This window comes from Burkholderia sp. Ax-1720 (assembly GCF_011753035.1).
GTDB lineage: Bacteria > Pseudomonadota > Gammaproteobacteria > Burkholderiales > Burkholderiaceae > Burkholderia > Burkholderia gladioli.
Window position 1 is genome coordinate 37,288 of sequence record NZ_VWWK01000014.1, and the last position, 14,711, is coordinate 51,998.

Below are 14,711 nucleotides of genomic sequence, written 5' to 3' on the forward strand. Positions count from 1 at the left end.
GTGACGCAAGCTAGACAGATCATGAACAGTGCGATGAAACAGATATCCGGTTCGACGGTGGACTGGCAAAGCGGATGGATCGGCGAGACCGAGGACCATGCGATCTGCCTGCTGTCGCCCGAGGGGCGCATCCTGACCTGGAATCGCGGCGCCGAGCGCGCCTGCGGCTACCAGGGCACGGAAATCATCGGCCAGGATTTCTCCTCGTTCTATCCGGAGAAGGCCTGCGCCGCCGGCGCGCCGGCCGAGGCGCTGGCCGCCGCGGCCGAGCATGGCCGCCATGCCGAACAGGGATGGCGGGTGCGCAAGGGCGGCGCGCCGTTCTGGGCCGATGCCGTGGTGACGGCCCTGCGCAGTCCCGACAATGTGCTGCTCGGCTTCGTCAAGGTGCTGAGCGACGTCAGCAGCAGGAAGACCGCCCATGACGCGGCGCTGGAAAACGAACGCCAGTTCCGCATCCTGGTGCAGGGCGTGGTGGACTACGCGATCTTCATGCTGTCGCCGGATGGGCATGTGGTCAGCTGGAACCCGGGTGCCGAGCGCATCAAGGGTTACGCGTCCGGGCAGATCATCGGCTCGCATTTCTCGCGCTTCTACACCGAGGAGGACGTGGCCGCCGGCGTTCCCGAGAATGCGCTGGAAACGGCACGCCGGAACGGGCGCTTCGAGGCCGAGGGCTGGCGGGTCCGGCAGGACGGCAGCCGCTTCTTCGCGCATGTGGTGATCGACGCGATCCGGCACGAGGGCGAACTCGCCGGCTTCGCTAAGGTGACGCGCGACATCACCGAACGCCAGCAGGCGGCCGAACAACTGGAGCAGGCGCGCGTGGCGCTGTTCCAGGCGCAGAAGATGGAAGCGCTGGGGCGGCTCACCGGCGGGGTCGCCCATGATTTCAACAACGTGCTGCAGGTGCTGCGCGGCAACCTGGATCTGCTGATTAGCCGCCACGAAAGCGACCCCTGGACCATCGAGCGCCTGCAGAAGGCGATCGACGCGACCGAGCGCGGCTCCCGGCTGGCCACGCACCTGCTGGCCTTCGGGCGGCAGCAGGCGCTGCAGCCGGTGGTCGTGAACCTGGAGCGGCAACTGCGCGACATGGACGACCTGCTCAGGCGCACGCTCGGCCAGTCGATCGACATCGAGACGCTGGTGGCGCCGGGGCTCTGGCACACCATGATCGACCCGCATCAGTTCGAGAACGCCGTGCTCAATCTCGCGGTGAATGCCCGCGAGGCGATGCCCGAAGGCGGGAAGCTGACGCTCGAGCTGGAGAACGAGGCGCTCGACGAGCGTTACGTGGCCGCCGAATCGGACGTGCCGCCGGGGCAGTACGTGATGCTGGCCGTCACCGACAACGGCGTGGGCATGCCCGCCGAGATCCTGGCCCGCGCCTTCGACCCGTTCTTCAGCACCAAGTCGGAAGGCGCCGGCACGGGGCTCGGCCTGAGCATGGCCTATGGCTTCGTCAAGCAGAGCGGCGGCCATATCCGCATCTACAGCGAGGTGGGCTACGGCACCACGGTGAAGGCCTATTTCCCGAGGTCGGCCGGGTCGCCCGTCGGCGCGGCGCGCGCGAGGCCCGGCGCGGTTCATCAGGGCAGCGAGACGGTGCTGGTGGTGGAGGACGATCCTTCCGTGCAGTCGACCGTGATCGACACGCTGACGGGCCTGGGCTACGACGTGCTGAAGGCCAACGACGCGCTGCAGGCGCTGGCCGTGATCCGCAGCGGCGCGCATATCGACCTGCTGTTTACCGACGTGGTGATGCCCGGGCCCTTGCGCAGCCCGGAGATGGCGCGCCAGGCCAAGCAGTTGCTGCCGAACCTGAAGATCCTGTTCACCTCGGGCTACACGCGCAATGCGATCGTCCACGGCGGGCGGCTCGACCCCGGCGTGGAGCTGCTGAGCAAGCCCTATAGCCGCCAGCAACTCGCCACCAAGCTGCGCCAGATGCTCGCCGCGAGCGGCGAGCCGCCCGTGTTGGCCACCGTGGCCGCCGTGGCCGGCGAGGCGGCGCCGAGCAGCCCGCCGCCGCAGGATGCGCCGGCATGCGGCGAGGCCGTGGGCCGGCGGGTGCTGGTGGTGGATGACGACGTGGATTCGCTGGAGGCGACGGCGATGCTGCTGGAAATGGGCGGCCACGTCGTGCTGCGCGCGGAGGATTCGCGCCGGGCCCTGGCGGTGCTGGACAGCGAGGCTTGCGACATTCTCCTGACGGACCTGGCCTTGCCGGACGTCGACGGCATGGAGCTGGCGCGGCAGGCGGTGTTTGCGCATCCGCACCTGCGCGTGATCTTCGCGTCCGGGCACGTGGTCTCCAAGGCGGTGGACCTGGGCTTCGCCTGGACCGCGTTGCAAAAACCCTTCGACGCGGATCAGCTGTTCGGCGCCGTGCAGAAGATATCGCGGGCGCAGCCGACGGCGTGATCCGGCGCGCCGTGCGAGCGTGCGTTCAGGCCATCTGGTCGCCGCTCGCCACGTCCTCCTCGAACAGCGCGAGCCGGTTGTAGAGCGTCTTGAGGCTGATGTCGAGCACCTCGGCGGCGTGGGTCTTCACGCCGCCGCATTTGGCGAGCGTGCCGAGGATCATCTGGCGATCGAGTTCGTCCAGCGGGGCGCCCAGCTCGACCGATATCGAGTCGCCGAACTCGGCTTCGTTGCCGGCCACCTCGACCGTGATCGGCGGCGGCAGCGTCTCGATCAGCTCGCCGTCGCTGAAGATGCGGGCGCGCTGCACGAAGTTGCGCAGCTCGCGCACATTGCCCGGCCATTTGACATTGGCGAGCGCGGCCAGGGCGGCGGGGGCGAAACGCATCTCGCTGCCGGCCTGCTCGTTCAGTTGCTCGAGAAACGCGCGGGCCAGCATGGCGATGTCGTCGCCGCGCTCGCGCAGCGGCGGCAAGGTGATGGGGAACACGTTCACGCGGTGATAGAGATCGGCGCGCAGCCTGCCGTTGGCGATCGCGGCCTCGGGGTCGAGGTTGGTGGCCGCCACGATGCGCACGTCCACGTCGAACTCCTTCAAGCCGCCGAGCCGCGTCACGCGCCCGGTTTCCAGCACGCGCAGCAGCTTGACCTGCGATTCCATCGGCATCTCGGTGATTTCATCGAGGAACAGCGTGCCGCCGTGGGCGCGTTCGAAGAAGCCCTTGTGCTGACGATCGGCGCCCGTGAAGCTGCCGCGGTCGTGGCCGAACATCTCGCTCTCCACCAGGTTCGCGGCGATCGCCCCGCAGTTGATGGCGAGAAACGGGCCGGTGCGGCGCAGGCTCAGGTCGTGGATGGTGCCCGCGGCGAGTTCCTTGCCCGTGCCCGATTCGCCCTTGAGCAGCACCGAGGCGCTGGTCCTGGCGACGCGGTTGATCGCGTCGTACAAGGTCTGCATGGGCGGCGAGGTGCCGAGCATGCGCCCGAAGCGGCCGAGCTGCTGGAGCTCCTGGCGCAGCGAGTCGATCTCCGCGCGCAGGGCGCTCACGCGCGGCAGCCGCGAGAAGATGCGCGTGAGCCGCTGCATGTTGACCGGCTTGACGAGGTAGTCGCTCGCGCCGCGGCGCAGCGCGTCGATCGCGGTTTCCAGGCTCGCATGGCCCGTCATCAGGACCATCTCGCAGTGCGTGCCCTTCGGGAGATCCTTGAACAGATCCATGCCGTTGCCGTCGGGAAGCATCAGGTCGCACAGGATCAGGTCGGGGGGATTGCCCGCGATCAGGCGGCGGGCTTCCGCGAGCGTCGCCGTGGTTTCGCAGCGCAATTGCTGCGATTGCGCCAGGGCGGCGAGCATGTCGCGGGAATCCGCGTCGTCTTCGACAACCAGTACGTAGGACACGAATACTCCAGGGGTGGATCGAATAGGCCGTGGCGCAGGCCGGGTTGTGCTGCGGGTGGCGATATGCCGGAACTCGCGGTGTGGCTGTTAAAACTTCGATGCTGGATCGAGAGGCGCGAGGGTATCGGAGGCACACCGATTCCCGAGCATGTAAAAAGCGCGCAATCATACAGCGCGCTTGTAATCCGTTCCGCCTCGATGCCGTTTCCACGGCTGCGCGGCGGGCCGGCACCTGCACCCCCGCGCTTGGGCGGACGATTCAAGCAAGAGCCGGGCCTGCCGCGCGTCGGTCGCCGGATCGGCGAGACCGTCACGCGCTGCCGATATAATGGGCGCGCCTTTCAACCATGGGATATCGAATGAAATCACTGATCGCTTTGCTCGCTGCATCGTCCTTCGCCGTGTCCGCGTTTGCCGCCAACGTCGTCGAGAAGCTGCCCTCGGGCGTGGTCGTCGAAACCCTCAAGGCGGGCACCGGCGCGCAGCCGACCGCCAGCGACGTGGTGCGCGTCAACTACGTCGGCACGCTCGCCAACGGCACGGAGTTCGACAACTCGGCCAAGCACGGCGGCCCGGCAACCTTCCCGCTCGGCGGCGTGATCCCGTGCTGGACGCAAGGCGTGCAGAAGATGAAGGTGGGCGGCAAGGCCAAGCTGACCTGCCCGGCGGCAACGGCTTATGGCGATCGCAGTGTTGGGGTGATTCCGCCGAATAGCCAGCTGACGTTCGAGGTGGAGCTGCTGGGGATTGGGCAGTAACGCTCGCTCAGTCACTCACTCAGGATATGTGTGCAGGAGCCCGGCCTTGGCCGGGCTTTTTTGTGTCTGGGGATGCTGGGTGGTGGGCTGGGTAGTCCAATCGATGGCGTAATGAGCTACCAATGCATGTGGTTGTTATTCTGAGCAATGGCAGCAACCGGCCACTTTCTGCCGCTTACCATAAGGATAGAGCGGCCACCCGAACGGCGGCTTCTCTCTGGAAGCCGCCGGGTCCTCAACGCGCAGGTACAGGTTCAGACGTGAGGCGCCCAGAGGGCTGCCTCGGCGCTTCTATAGGCACTTGCGCCACCATTTGAAAAATCGAGCAGTCCTTTTGCCTCATAGAAAGATACAAAACTACTTTAAAGATTGTCCGGCGATGGCCGTTAAGACGCATGCGAATGGATTGACCAAGGTGGGCTCCGCTTGGTGCCGGTCCTGTGCTGCATCAGATCGGGCCGGTTTCTTGAGATGCGTCTATGACTCAACCGTCCGTTCGGGCAGGACGAAACAGAACGTGGATCGTCGGCCTCTACAATATCGAGGCAAATTCCAGGTGGCCGCAGACCCGGCGTCGGACCGACCTGTCTATGCGCGCCCTAAGCCTTCTTAAGAGAACAAACGCATGTACAGCAAACAAGCCACCGCTCTACAAAGCTCGAAAGGGGGGGCGTCGGACGCACGAGATGATGTACTTCGACTCATGCCGCCACTGGCGGACCAGATCGTCGAAAAGGCGATCGACAACATGACGCGCAAGCTAGTGGCCGGTTATCGAAACAAAAAAAGGCGAAGCCCAACTCGAAGCATACGGACCATATCGCAGAAACAAAAGAAGCGCTGGCCGCCGTCTCTGCCGAAAGCGTCATGGCTGTCGCCAATCGCGGCCAGTCGTGGAAGGAGATGATCGCGAAAAGCATGAGCGCCGGCATCTCGTCGCTCGCGACAATTCAGTTCGATGGTGAGTTTAAGGTCAAGGGTGGACAACGACCCGATGACTTCAACAGCACCATGCCCAACTCGCCAGGCGTGTACGTGGTGTATGACGATAGAACTGGTAAGCCCGTGTACGTCGGCGATAGTGGGGATATGCGCAGCCGTTGGTACGCTGGGCATTTCAACGAATATCAGCAGGGACAACGCGAAGGTCAAGATCGTTATAAGCTGGCGGACGTGATGGAAAGTGGCTGCACCGTCAAGTACATCCGCATGGAGTCGAAGGAAACCGCTGCGGCGCTCGAGGCGCACTTGATTAGCGAGAATTTCAGTCACTTCAATGGTGTGAGCAAGACCTCGAAGAAGTTGACCGAAGCAGAGCAGCAAGCGCGCGATGCTGCGCTCGAAGAAGGTATGCTCCTCAACAAACGCGAGGAACTTTCGACTGAGCAGGGGTCACGCAGCAATCGGGAAGCTAAAAAGTTGAAGAACGCCTCGGGCGGCACAGCGGCGCTCGTCGCGGGGGCCGCTGCCGAGGCAATGGCGAATGTTGGATACGACGTGATCGAGCGCCTCACCACCACGATCATCAAAGTTGTGAAGAATGAGCTGGTCGATGTTTTTCGTGGAGGAAGGACCAGACTGTCGAAGCGGCTGGAGCGCATGCTCCGCGCGGTGCTGGATGTTCTCGTGGGCGTGCTACAAGCTCCGTTGCAACTGCTGCGCGGCATCGTCGAGTTCGTTGTTAACGCGCTGTCAAAGGCAATCGGTCAGATCTACAATCTGGCACGCAACCTGTTCGATCTCGCGAATGGCGCGTGGAACCTGTACAAGGGCGCGCAGAGCATGTCACGCGAGGATCTAGTGCGCAAGATCAGCGAGACGGTCATTGTCAGCGGCACATTGGTTCTGTGGGATGCGTTGGACCCGGTCATCGAATCAAACCTGGCCGTTCTAGGGCCGTTCGCTCCTTATGTGTCGTCGGCCATAGTAGCGTTGGGATTCGGTCTCTCCAGCTTTGGGCTGCAAAAGGTCGTGACATACATCATCGACACGATCATCGCATTCAAGCAAGGTTTCCTAGAAACATTGGACGCCGCGCGAGCCACGAGCGAGCAATTGATCCGCGTAGCAGAGCAGGACTTGCAGATGTTGGCGGATCTACGCGAGTTCGCGAAAGTTTCCATGCAGACTATGGAACGACTTAGCACCCATACGAAAACGCTTTCGCAGCATCAGGCGATCGAATCGTTCGACATCTCCCCGCTGCTGCCGAAACGCGCTTGATCCCCAACACTGCCATGAATTTTTTTATCAGTCGCCTCATTCCTACATCTACGATCGTGTCCAACGCCCTCAGCGCCAGTTCATCTATGCCGCATCCTGATCCGGCGCAAAATGGACAAGCGACGCAAAGTGAGCTCCTGCTGCCGCAAACCGACGAACAGAAACTCAAGCACCTTTTTGCGGAGCTTGAGAGTGCCTTGAAATCTCTGGATAAGGCCGAGGCTCAGAGTAGAGCGGCCAGAGAGAAACTCAAAGGGTTGCAGGACACACTGGATGATCGAAGCACGTGGGACGCCTTCAAAGGCGCGTTCAACGGGCAGACCGACAAGGAACTGGCCGAAAATATTCAGGTACTTGGGCAGAGCATGGAACTTACGCAGAAGGTCGTGCGCGTCATGCTCAAGGTGCAGACGCAAAAAGGCCGCCTGTTGAACGCCTTCAATGACGCGCTCGTGGACAAGATCACGAAAATTCAAGCAGATACTCACACGCTTGACGGAAATCAGCGTGCCGCCGCGCTTACTTTTTTGGGTGAGCTGCAACAGCAGGTACAGGAGCAGATTCGCCGGCAGAACTTAATCGAACAGCACGACGATACACTTCAAGATCTGATTCAATGGCAGTTTGAAAAACGTAATGAGGATGCGGCTCTGACAGAGCTACTCGAACAACAACAGACCAGGCGCGAGCGGTGGCAAGATCAGAAAGATACACTCGATGCCCGTACCGAACACCAGCTTCAAACCCTAGAGAGCGAAACAGCAACATTGAAGCAGGCAGTAATAGATCTCGATCAATGGCGTCAAGCCCGATACAAAGCGGACGATGATCTGAGTACACATATAGCCGAGGCCAAGCAACAATCCACTCAGCAGCTTACGCGAATTTCGGACTCCATCGCGACGATTGCGGCAACCCAGTCCACGCAGGAGCGCCTTGCACTGGCGATCCATGAGCGCGTCGATGACCTTCAGACGCGCGTAACCACATTGGAGCGCGTGCAGGCACAAAGAAAGTCGCTTCCCGCCGTGCTAATGCATCATGGCATGTCGCTGTTGGCACTGGGCGTGGCTGTAGCCGCGTTGATTAAATCACTGTGTGTCTGAAGGAAATGCGAGTTAGCCTGCAGCGTGACTCGCACACGCGACCTCGGATTGAGAGTCCGCTGAGCCGTCGTACCATTTAATCAATGGACCGAGTGAGCGTTGACAAGTTGATCACTTACATCACTGTGTGGCCCGCCAGCAGTTGATCATATGGTGCGCACGGTACTGCGAACGGCTGCAGCCGGCCACTTTCCGCCGTTCAGGATCGCCGACACACGGTCATTCAAGCGGCTGCTCCACTCAAGCAGCGGACGTTCATGCTCGAAACACTCGGGCTGATCGTCCGCCTCTGTGATCGTTAGCGCGGCCAATGGCTAACGGCGGCTAGCGCGTCACACTCTTGTCGACGACATTGCCCCACTTCTGATTCATTGCTGCAAAAACTAACTCGAAGTGATTGTCGGGGAATTTGGCAATTTCGCCGAATTGATGGGTCGCGTCCATCAGTACAAGCAGCGCGGTGGAGACGACCGACTGTACAAACTCGGGCAAATCGTCCTGCTTGTAGACCATGCTCTTTTCGCCCTGATGGCGCAGTGCCAAGACCGCCAAATCGTTATGAGAGAAAGCGCACAGCATCGAATACGGCCCAATCAAATGCCATAAACCTGCGGTTCCAAGGTCGTCGCTGATTTTTTTCGGCTTGCGCCCCGTTGCACGCAATTTTTCGCACTCGCTATCGCAAATTTCGTAGCTTTTTTTTATTGGATCTTTCAGATGATCAGGAATATTCGGGTCAGCCAGTATTCCTTCGTAGACGCGCCGTTCGCCTCTCAATTTCTCGTACTTCATTTGATCGGCGTAGCCGACATCCGACTCAAGCATCTTCATCGCTACAAGTGCCTCGATCATCGACCGGACATGCGTAGCGGAATGCGTACTCATATGGGCATTCGCGAGTTGCAATGTCGCTTCGAATTGCTCTGCGATCGTCAGTACCAGGCTGACCCGCAAACGGTCCGGCCCACCTCTCGGTGGACGCGAGCGAACAATGACGCTTCGAAGATCGTCAAGAATTTGCCCCGACGTGTTGAGAAGTTGCGCGACCGTTATTGTGTTCATCGTCTCTAGCCTTCGGGAGGTCAATCTTTTGCCAATCTCTTGCCGGACATATAAGCGTCGAAACTTTCGATTTGCTCGTCGTCAGGGGGATCGGCCGTGAAGTCAAAATGACGAATACTGTCCGCAATGTCGCGGCGGCTAACATAGCCCATGCTGTATTTTCCATTCTCTAACTCAAAATCCAGAGAACCGCACCAGTTGTTGATGCGCCCATAACCCGGCATAAGCGCTGCCTGCTTGGGATTGCCGCTGACTTCGTGTTTCGCAAGCGACACGCGAACCCACTCCAGACGTGTGAACGGGATGTAGGTATGTCGGCGTTGCTTATCAAGTTCCTCCACGATCGCTTCGTCATTCAGCACCCGCTCGATCTGCTCGATCCTGATTCTTAGTCCCAAATGCGAGCCCGCCTTGTCCCGCTCTCTCAGCGACGCCAATTTCTGTTTAAGCCCGTGGTTTCTTTGCCACGTGATGATTTCATGCGCACGCTGTCTCCAAGTTCGCAACAATTCATAAGCCGCGAAAATCCACATCTGCGACTGTGCGAGCAAAAAATGCGTGTCAGCCGGTGTGGAGTCTGTCTCGAACAGTTCTCGCAACACCTTGTATTCCAGTGACATAAGAAACTGATCGACAAGGTTTAGGTTTTGCGCCTGAGAACGCAGATACATATCGTCGGAGAAAAAAACAAGGTTCGACAGCGATTGGTAGAGCGCCATATTGTTGATTGACTCCGGAGGATCGTATCGCGGGCCTTCGTCGTGTTCCTCGAAATCCTCGTCCATGTTCGATCCTCCGTGAATCGTCGAAACAGGCGTACTCGCTGCCGTCCAATTTTATCGCGTGGCGTCATTTCTGGACATACAAGGCCGTTCCGATTCGCGAAGCGTCCATATGGACGCTGAAACCCGAACGATAACTGAAGCCGCTGAGTCGTCGGCCGATTCGATGGGTGCGAGCGGCGGGTGCAGTTTGGAATCGGTCATTGCGGCGGAGGGTGTCCGAACGACGGTAGCGGGTCGAAAGCAGCCCGTCACAACTGGCTGCTTTCGACCTTGAAACCCTACCCGATCCAAGACGCATGCAGCCCGCTACCCACCCTCACTTCGGCAAGAGCCCGCACGCACGGTAACCATCGATCAACGCGTCGAACAATGGCAGGTCCGAACGACCGCGCGCGACCAGTTGCGCACCGGCCACCGCGGCAAAGATCGCGCGCGCCTGCCGTTTTGCTTCTCGTGGACCCACCAAGTCCGCATCCAGAAGGGCCTTTTCCAGCCATTCGATGTTGACGTCCGCGAACGCCTGGGCTTCCTTCTTCACGATGTCGGGCAGGTCGTCGTACTCGGCGGTCATGAAGCTCGCCAGACACATGCGGTTGCCGTTCTCGAGCGACTTGCGAAACGTCTCGGCGGGATACCTGCGCAGCCGTTCGAGCGGGTCTTTCGCCTCGCTCCAGAGCGTGTCGAGCGTCACGGCCGCGTCTTCCCGGTAGCGCCGTGCCACCGCGGCCGCTAGTTCGGCCTTGCCCGGGAAATGATGGTAGAGGCTCGCCGCCTTGATCCCGACCTCTTCGGCCAGATTGCGGATGTTCAGGCCGCCGTAGCCGTGTGCCTGCGCCATCCTGGTAGCGGTCACCAGGATCTTCTCGCTGGAATTCACGCCTGCCTGGCTTTTCATGGACTCGCCGATAAAAGGTGTTGACGAGCCGCAGTATAGCTTCTAGCATTGAATCTAACAAACGTTAGGTAGCTTTGTTGCCTGGCTCGATCCTGCTGTCATCGATTTCCGTCGAAGGCACACCGTAACGTCCGAGATCTTTCGTCTGATGTGACCTGTCCACTGCCTGCAATCAGGTGCGAGGGCTGCGGGAAACCATCGCGGAGCCCTTGATGACATCACCTTTTTACCTTGGGGTTGTTTAGACATGTCCCATCTATTCGACATCGGGCGCCGCCGCCTGTTGAACAGCACGTCGGCCCTGGCCGCATTGAGCCTGCTCGATCTGGCCGGCGCGGCCTCGGCGCGGGCCGCGTCGCGTTACACCACCTCGCCGCGAACGGCGACGCCGGCCGCGTCGGCCTCGTTTGGCCCGATCCGCCAGATCGACGCCGGCCGGCTCAACATCGGTTACGCCGAAGCGGGCCCGGAAAACGGCCCCGTCGTGATCCTTCTGCATGGATGGCCGCACGACATCCACAGTTTCAGCGAGGTGGCGCCGATCCTGGCTGCCGCCGGCCACCGAGTGATCGTGCCGTATCTCAGGGGATACGGATCGACCCGCATCGTCTCCGCGGACACGCCGCGCAACGGCCAGCAGGCGGTGTTCGCCGCCGATGTCATTTCGCTGATGGAAGCGCTGAGGATTGAGCGCGCGGTGCTCGCTGGCTTCGATTGGGGCGGGCGCGCGGCGAACATCATCGCCGCGGTTTGGCCCGAGCGTTGCCGAGCGCTGGTGTCGGCTAGCGGTTACCTGATCGGCAGCCAGCAGGCCAATCGCAAGCCTCTGCCGCCGCAAGCCGAACTGCAGGCCTGGTTCCAGTATTACTTCGCCACCGAACGTGGTGCCGAAGGTTACGCCGAGCATCGCGACGAATTCAACAAGCTGGTCTGGCGCAACGCCTCGCCTCGGTTCAGGTTCGACGACGCGACGTTCCTGAGGACGGCGCAGGCCTTCGACAATCCCGACCATGTCTCGATCGTCATCCACAACTATCGTTGGCGGCTGGGATTGGTCCAGGGCGAATCGCAGTTCGACGACTTGGAACGACGGCTGGCCCTGGCGCCGACGATCGCGGTGCCCACCATCACGCTGGAAGGCGACGCGAACGGCGCGCCGCATCAGCCGCCGGCCGCCTATGCGAAGCAGTTCACGGGTAAGTACCAGCACCGTGACGTCACCGGCGGCATCGGCCACAACCTGCCGCAGGAAGCGCCCGGGGCATTTGCCGATGCGGTCCTGCAGGTCGTGAAGCTCTAGCCTGCCAGGCCGCGACTGGCCGTGCTCATCGGCTGCCGTCGCCCGGCGACGTGGTTACCACGCCGGCGCGTGCGAAGCCGGCCGCTGGCGTTGCCGAGATTCCCCAGTCGCGATCCTGGGCCGCCGTCCGCACGAACCACCGCAATCGCTCGCACCCTTGCCTTGTCCCCAAGCTTGACGGCCGTCCCTGGACGGTCTTTTTCCGGAGTCAGCAACATGTCCCAGCCAGTACCGCGTCGCGCCTTGATCGTCATCGACGTGCAGAACGAATACATTGACGGCAATTTCCTGATTGAATATCCGCCGGTTTCGTCGTCCTTGCCGAAGATCGCTCAGGCGATCGACGCCGCCAATGCGCACCAGATCCCGGTCGTGCTGATACAGCACGTGCTACCCGCCGATGCGCCGATTTTCGCGGCGGGCAGCGCCGGTGCGCAGTTGCACCCGGTGGTCGCCGAGCGCCGCCACGATCGCGTCGTGACCAAGGTGCTGCCGAGCGCATTTTCCGGTGCCGGTTTCGAGGACTGGCTGAAGGAACGCGAGATCGATACCTTGACGGTGATCGGCTACATGACGCAGAACTGCAACGACGCTACCATGCGCGACGCCATGCACAAGGGTTACCGAGTCGAGTTCCTGCCCGATGCGGCCGGCTCGCTGTCGTACCGGAACAAGGCAGGCCACGCGAGCGCGGAGGAGATGCATCGGATCATCACCGTCATCATGGAGTCTACCTACGCGGCCACCATGTCGACCGACGAGTGGGTGGAAAACCTGAAGCACCCGACGCCCGTCGCGAGCGACAACATCTACTACTCCAACCTCCGCGCGCACGGAAAGATGTAAAGCAGGCGTGCGCCACAAGGCGGGCTGCGATTGCGCGGCCTGCCTCACGCTTTTCAGCGGGGGTAGCGGTATTCAGGTCGAGACATTTCGCCAGTCGCTCGACAGCAGCAATCATCTGTGTCCCGCACGCTTCACGACCACTGAGTGCGACGACCTGCCCGACATATCCGGTTTCCTCGGCAACGTTCCGAGCGAATGAGTCGGGCCTCGATTTTCATCTGTATTCCTACTGAAATATCCGTTCGCGATATCGATTACGCGCCTGCCTTCGTGCCAGGCTCGGGCGTGCTCGAGTGATGCTTGAGCTCATGGTGATCGTCTCGCCCGTCGGTATTGCCATCCAACCTGGTCAGCAAAAAATTCTTGACGACCTACATCGCAACGCTTAATGTTCAATCTAACAAACGTTAGGTAGTTAGTGAGCCTGCTTTGTTGTCCACGTCCCGACCCTTTTGAAGGCTTGCCATGAGCATCGAACTCATCTCCCAAGACGCAACCCGTCTCGCTGAACTGATTCGCAACAAGGAAGTTTCCCCGGTGGAGGTCGTGAAAGCGCATCTCGACCGCATCGAAGCCGTCGATCCCAAGCTCAATGCCATCGTCACGCTCGCCGATGGCGCGCTCGACGCCGCGCGCGCGGCCGAGCAAGCGGTGATGAATGGTGAAGCACTGGGGCCGCTGCACGGCGTGCCCTTCACGGCGAAGGACTCGATCGACACCGCCGGCGTGATGACGCAGCGTGCCTCTCCGATCTTCAAGGGCCGCGTCCCGGACACGGATGCCACGGGCATCGCACGCATGAAGCAGGCCGGCGGCATCCTGCTCGCGAAAACCAACCATCCGGAATTTTCGTTCTGGATCGAAACCGACAACCTGCTGTCGGGACGCACCCTTAACCCGTGGAACCTGGAGCGCACGCCTGGCGGCTCGAGCGGTGGCGAATCCGCGGCCATCGCGGCGCTGATGTCGCCGCTCGGTCTGGCCACCGACATCGCAATCTCGGTACGCGGCCCGGCGGCACTGACCGGTCTCGTCGGCCTGAAGGCAACGCACGGGCGGATTCCGATGACCGGTGTCTGGCCGCGCCTGCCGCGTCGTTATTGGCACCTCGGCCCGATCGCCCGGACCGTTCGCGACGTTGCCCTGGCCTATTCGCTGCTGGCCGGCCCCGACGGCCTGGACGGCTATTCGACGGCCCCGATCAGCGTTGATACCGGCGTGAGCGCCAAGCCGGGCCGTCCGCTGCGGGTGGGCTGGCTGGTCGACGAATTTGCACCGGTGGACGCCGAAGTCGCGGCAACCGTGCAAGCTTCGGCCGAAGCGCTGAAGAGCCTCGGCATCGCGGTGGAGCCGGTGAGCATTCCGGTGCTTACGCAGATCAACGCGCTGGAGCTGCTCTGGAAGATCCAGTTGATGGAAACCAAGCCCGCGTTCAAGCAGGTCACGGCTGGACACGAGGAAAAGATCTTCAAGCACGTCCAGGGCATCTACGATGCGCCGGAAACCTCGATCGCCGATTTCGTCGACGCGGAGCAGAAGTCGGAACAATTGCGCGACGGCTTTTCCGAGTACTTCCAGAAGTACGACGCCCTGATTTGCCCGGTGTTGCCGGTGGCGGGACACGGGCACGATTCCGATCTCGACATCAACGGTCAAGCGGTATCTGCGCTGCACGTCATGGATCCGACCGCGCCGCTGAACGTGACCGGCCTTCCCGGGATGACGCTGCGCTTCGGCACCAGCAGCGACGGGCTGCCGATCGGGGTGCAGATCGTCGCGCCGTGGATGGCGGAATCGACCCTGCTGCATCTCGCTTCGCTGCTCGAAGCGGTGAGCCCGGTGCGTGGCCTCCATCCCGACGTGTCGAAGCTCTAATCGATCCTGGATCCTCTATCCCTTCGTCGGGAATA

The 14,711-nt window shown here is 61.5% G+C and carries 11 protein-coding genes; 7 read left to right on the forward strand and 4 right to left on the reverse strand.

Annotated elements, in window-relative coordinates:
• Window positions 1–33 precede the first annotated feature (33 nt).
• Window positions 34–2,427, forward strand: a complete 2,394-nt coding sequence (locus F3J18_RS07000) for a PAS domain S-box protein (protein WP_240154503.1) — start codon at window positions 34–36, stop codon at window positions 2,425–2,427.
• A gap of 25 nt (window positions 2,428–2,452) precedes the next feature.
• Here the strand turns inward: F3J18_RS07000 and F3J18_RS07005 are convergent, their stop codons facing one another.
• On the reverse strand, window positions 2,453–3,826 hold the full coding sequence (locus tag F3J18_RS07005; protein WP_166912180.1) for a sigma-54 dependent transcriptional regulator: 1,374 nt from the start codon (window positions 3,824–3,826) through the stop codon (window positions 2,453–2,455).
• Between the two features lie 359 nt (window positions 3,827–4,185).
• On the opposite strand from F3J18_RS07005, the gene F3J18_RS07010 reads away from it, so the two are divergent.
• The 3 genes from F3J18_RS07010 to F3J18_RS07020 all read left to right on the forward strand — a co-directional run bounded on the left by F3J18_RS07010 (window position 4,186) and on the right by F3J18_RS07020 (window position 7,913).
• Window positions 4,186–4,584: an FKBP-type peptidyl-prolyl cis-trans isomerase gene (locus F3J18_RS07010; RefSeq protein WP_013691373.1), complete on the forward strand. Its 399-nt coding sequence runs from the start codon at window positions 4,186–4,188 to the stop codon at window positions 4,582–4,584.
• Window positions 4,585–5,451: 867 nt separating this feature from the next.
• Entirely contained in the window at window positions 5,452–6,807 is a 1,356-nt protein-coding gene (locus tag F3J18_RS07015) for a hypothetical protein (protein WP_166912182.1), read from the forward strand.
• Window positions 6,804–7,913, forward strand: coding sequence for a hypothetical protein (locus tag F3J18_RS07020; RefSeq protein ID WP_166912184.1), 1,110 nt, complete (start codon window positions 6,804–6,806; stop codon window positions 7,911–7,913). The genes F3J18_RS07015 and F3J18_RS07020 overlap by 4 nt, the downstream gene beginning before the upstream one ends.
• 324 nt (window positions 7,914–8,237) lie before the next feature.
• On the opposite strand, the gene F3J18_RS07025 is transcribed toward F3J18_RS07020, so the two are convergent.
• From F3J18_RS07025 to F3J18_RS07035, 3 genes are all read right to left on the reverse strand, one after another.
• Entirely contained in the window at window positions 8,238–8,975 is a 738-nt protein-coding gene (locus F3J18_RS07025; RefSeq protein WP_166912185.1) for a DUF5677 domain-containing protein, read from the reverse strand.
• Between the two features lie 20 nt (window positions 8,976–8,995).
• Complete coding sequence (locus F3J18_RS07030) at window positions 8,996–9,760, reverse strand: hypothetical protein (protein WP_166912187.1); 765 nt, start codon at window positions 9,758–9,760, stop codon at window positions 8,996–8,998.
• Window positions 9,761–10,076: 316 nt separating this feature from the next.
• Complete coding sequence (locus F3J18_RS07035) at window positions 10,077–10,655, reverse strand: TetR/AcrR family transcriptional regulator (RefSeq protein ID WP_166912189.1); 579 nt, start codon at window positions 10,653–10,655, stop codon at window positions 10,077–10,079.
• 247 nt (window positions 10,656–10,902) lie between these two features.
• On the opposite strand from F3J18_RS07035, the gene F3J18_RS07040 reads away from it, so the two are divergent.
• From F3J18_RS07040 to F3J18_RS07050, 3 genes are all read left to right on the forward strand, one after another.
• Complete coding sequence (locus tag F3J18_RS07040) at window positions 10,903–11,955, forward strand: alpha/beta hydrolase (RefSeq protein WP_166912191.1); 1,053 nt, start codon at window positions 10,903–10,905, stop codon at window positions 11,953–11,955.
• Between the two features lie 216 nt (window positions 11,956–12,171).
• Window positions 12,172–12,801, forward strand: a complete 630-nt coding sequence (locus F3J18_RS07045) for a cysteine hydrolase family protein (RefSeq protein ID WP_025097330.1) — start codon at window positions 12,172–12,174, stop codon at window positions 12,799–12,801.
• A gap of 465 nt (window positions 12,802–13,266) precedes the next feature.
• A complete protein-coding gene (locus tag F3J18_RS07050; protein WP_166912193.1) occupies window positions 13,267–14,676 on the forward strand; it encodes an amidase in 1,410 nt (469 codons plus the stop codon).
• The last annotated feature ends 35 nt before the right edge of the window (window positions 14,677–14,711 follow it).

Bases quoted from the DNA above. Each gene is read 5' to 3' on its own strand.
- F3J18_RS07030 (WP_166912187.1), bottom strand. From the start codon at position 9,760: ATGGACGAGGATTTCGAGGAACACGACGAAGGCCCGCGATACGATCCT.
- F3J18_RS07035 (WP_166912189.1), bottom strand. From the start codon at position 10,655: ATGAAAAGCCAGGCAGGCGTGAATTCCAGCGAGAAGATCCTGGTGACC.
- F3J18_RS07000 (WP_240154503.1), top strand. From the start codon at position 34: ATGAAACAGATATCCGGTTCGACGGTGGACTGGCAAAGCGGATGGATC.
- F3J18_RS07040 (WP_166912191.1), top strand. From the start codon at position 10,903: ATGTCCCATCTATTCGACATCGGGCGCCGCCGCCTGTTGAACAGCACG.
- F3J18_RS07050 (WP_166912193.1), top strand. From the start codon at position 13,267: ATGAGCATCGAACTCATCTCCCAAGACGCAACCCGTCTCGCTGAACTG.
- F3J18_RS07025 (WP_166912185.1), bottom strand. From the start codon at position 8,975: ATGAACACAATAACGGTCGCGCAACTTCTCAACACGTCGGGGCAAATT.
- F3J18_RS07045 (WP_025097330.1), top strand. From the start codon at position 12,172: ATGTCCCAGCCAGTACCGCGTCGCGCCTTGATCGTCATCGACGTGCAG.
- F3J18_RS07015 (WP_166912182.1), top strand. From the start codon at position 5,452: ATGGCTGTCGCCAATCGCGGCCAGTCGTGGAAGGAGATGATCGCGAAA.
- F3J18_RS07010 (WP_013691373.1), top strand. From the start codon at position 4,186: ATGAAATCACTGATCGCTTTGCTCGCTGCATCGTCCTTCGCCGTGTCC.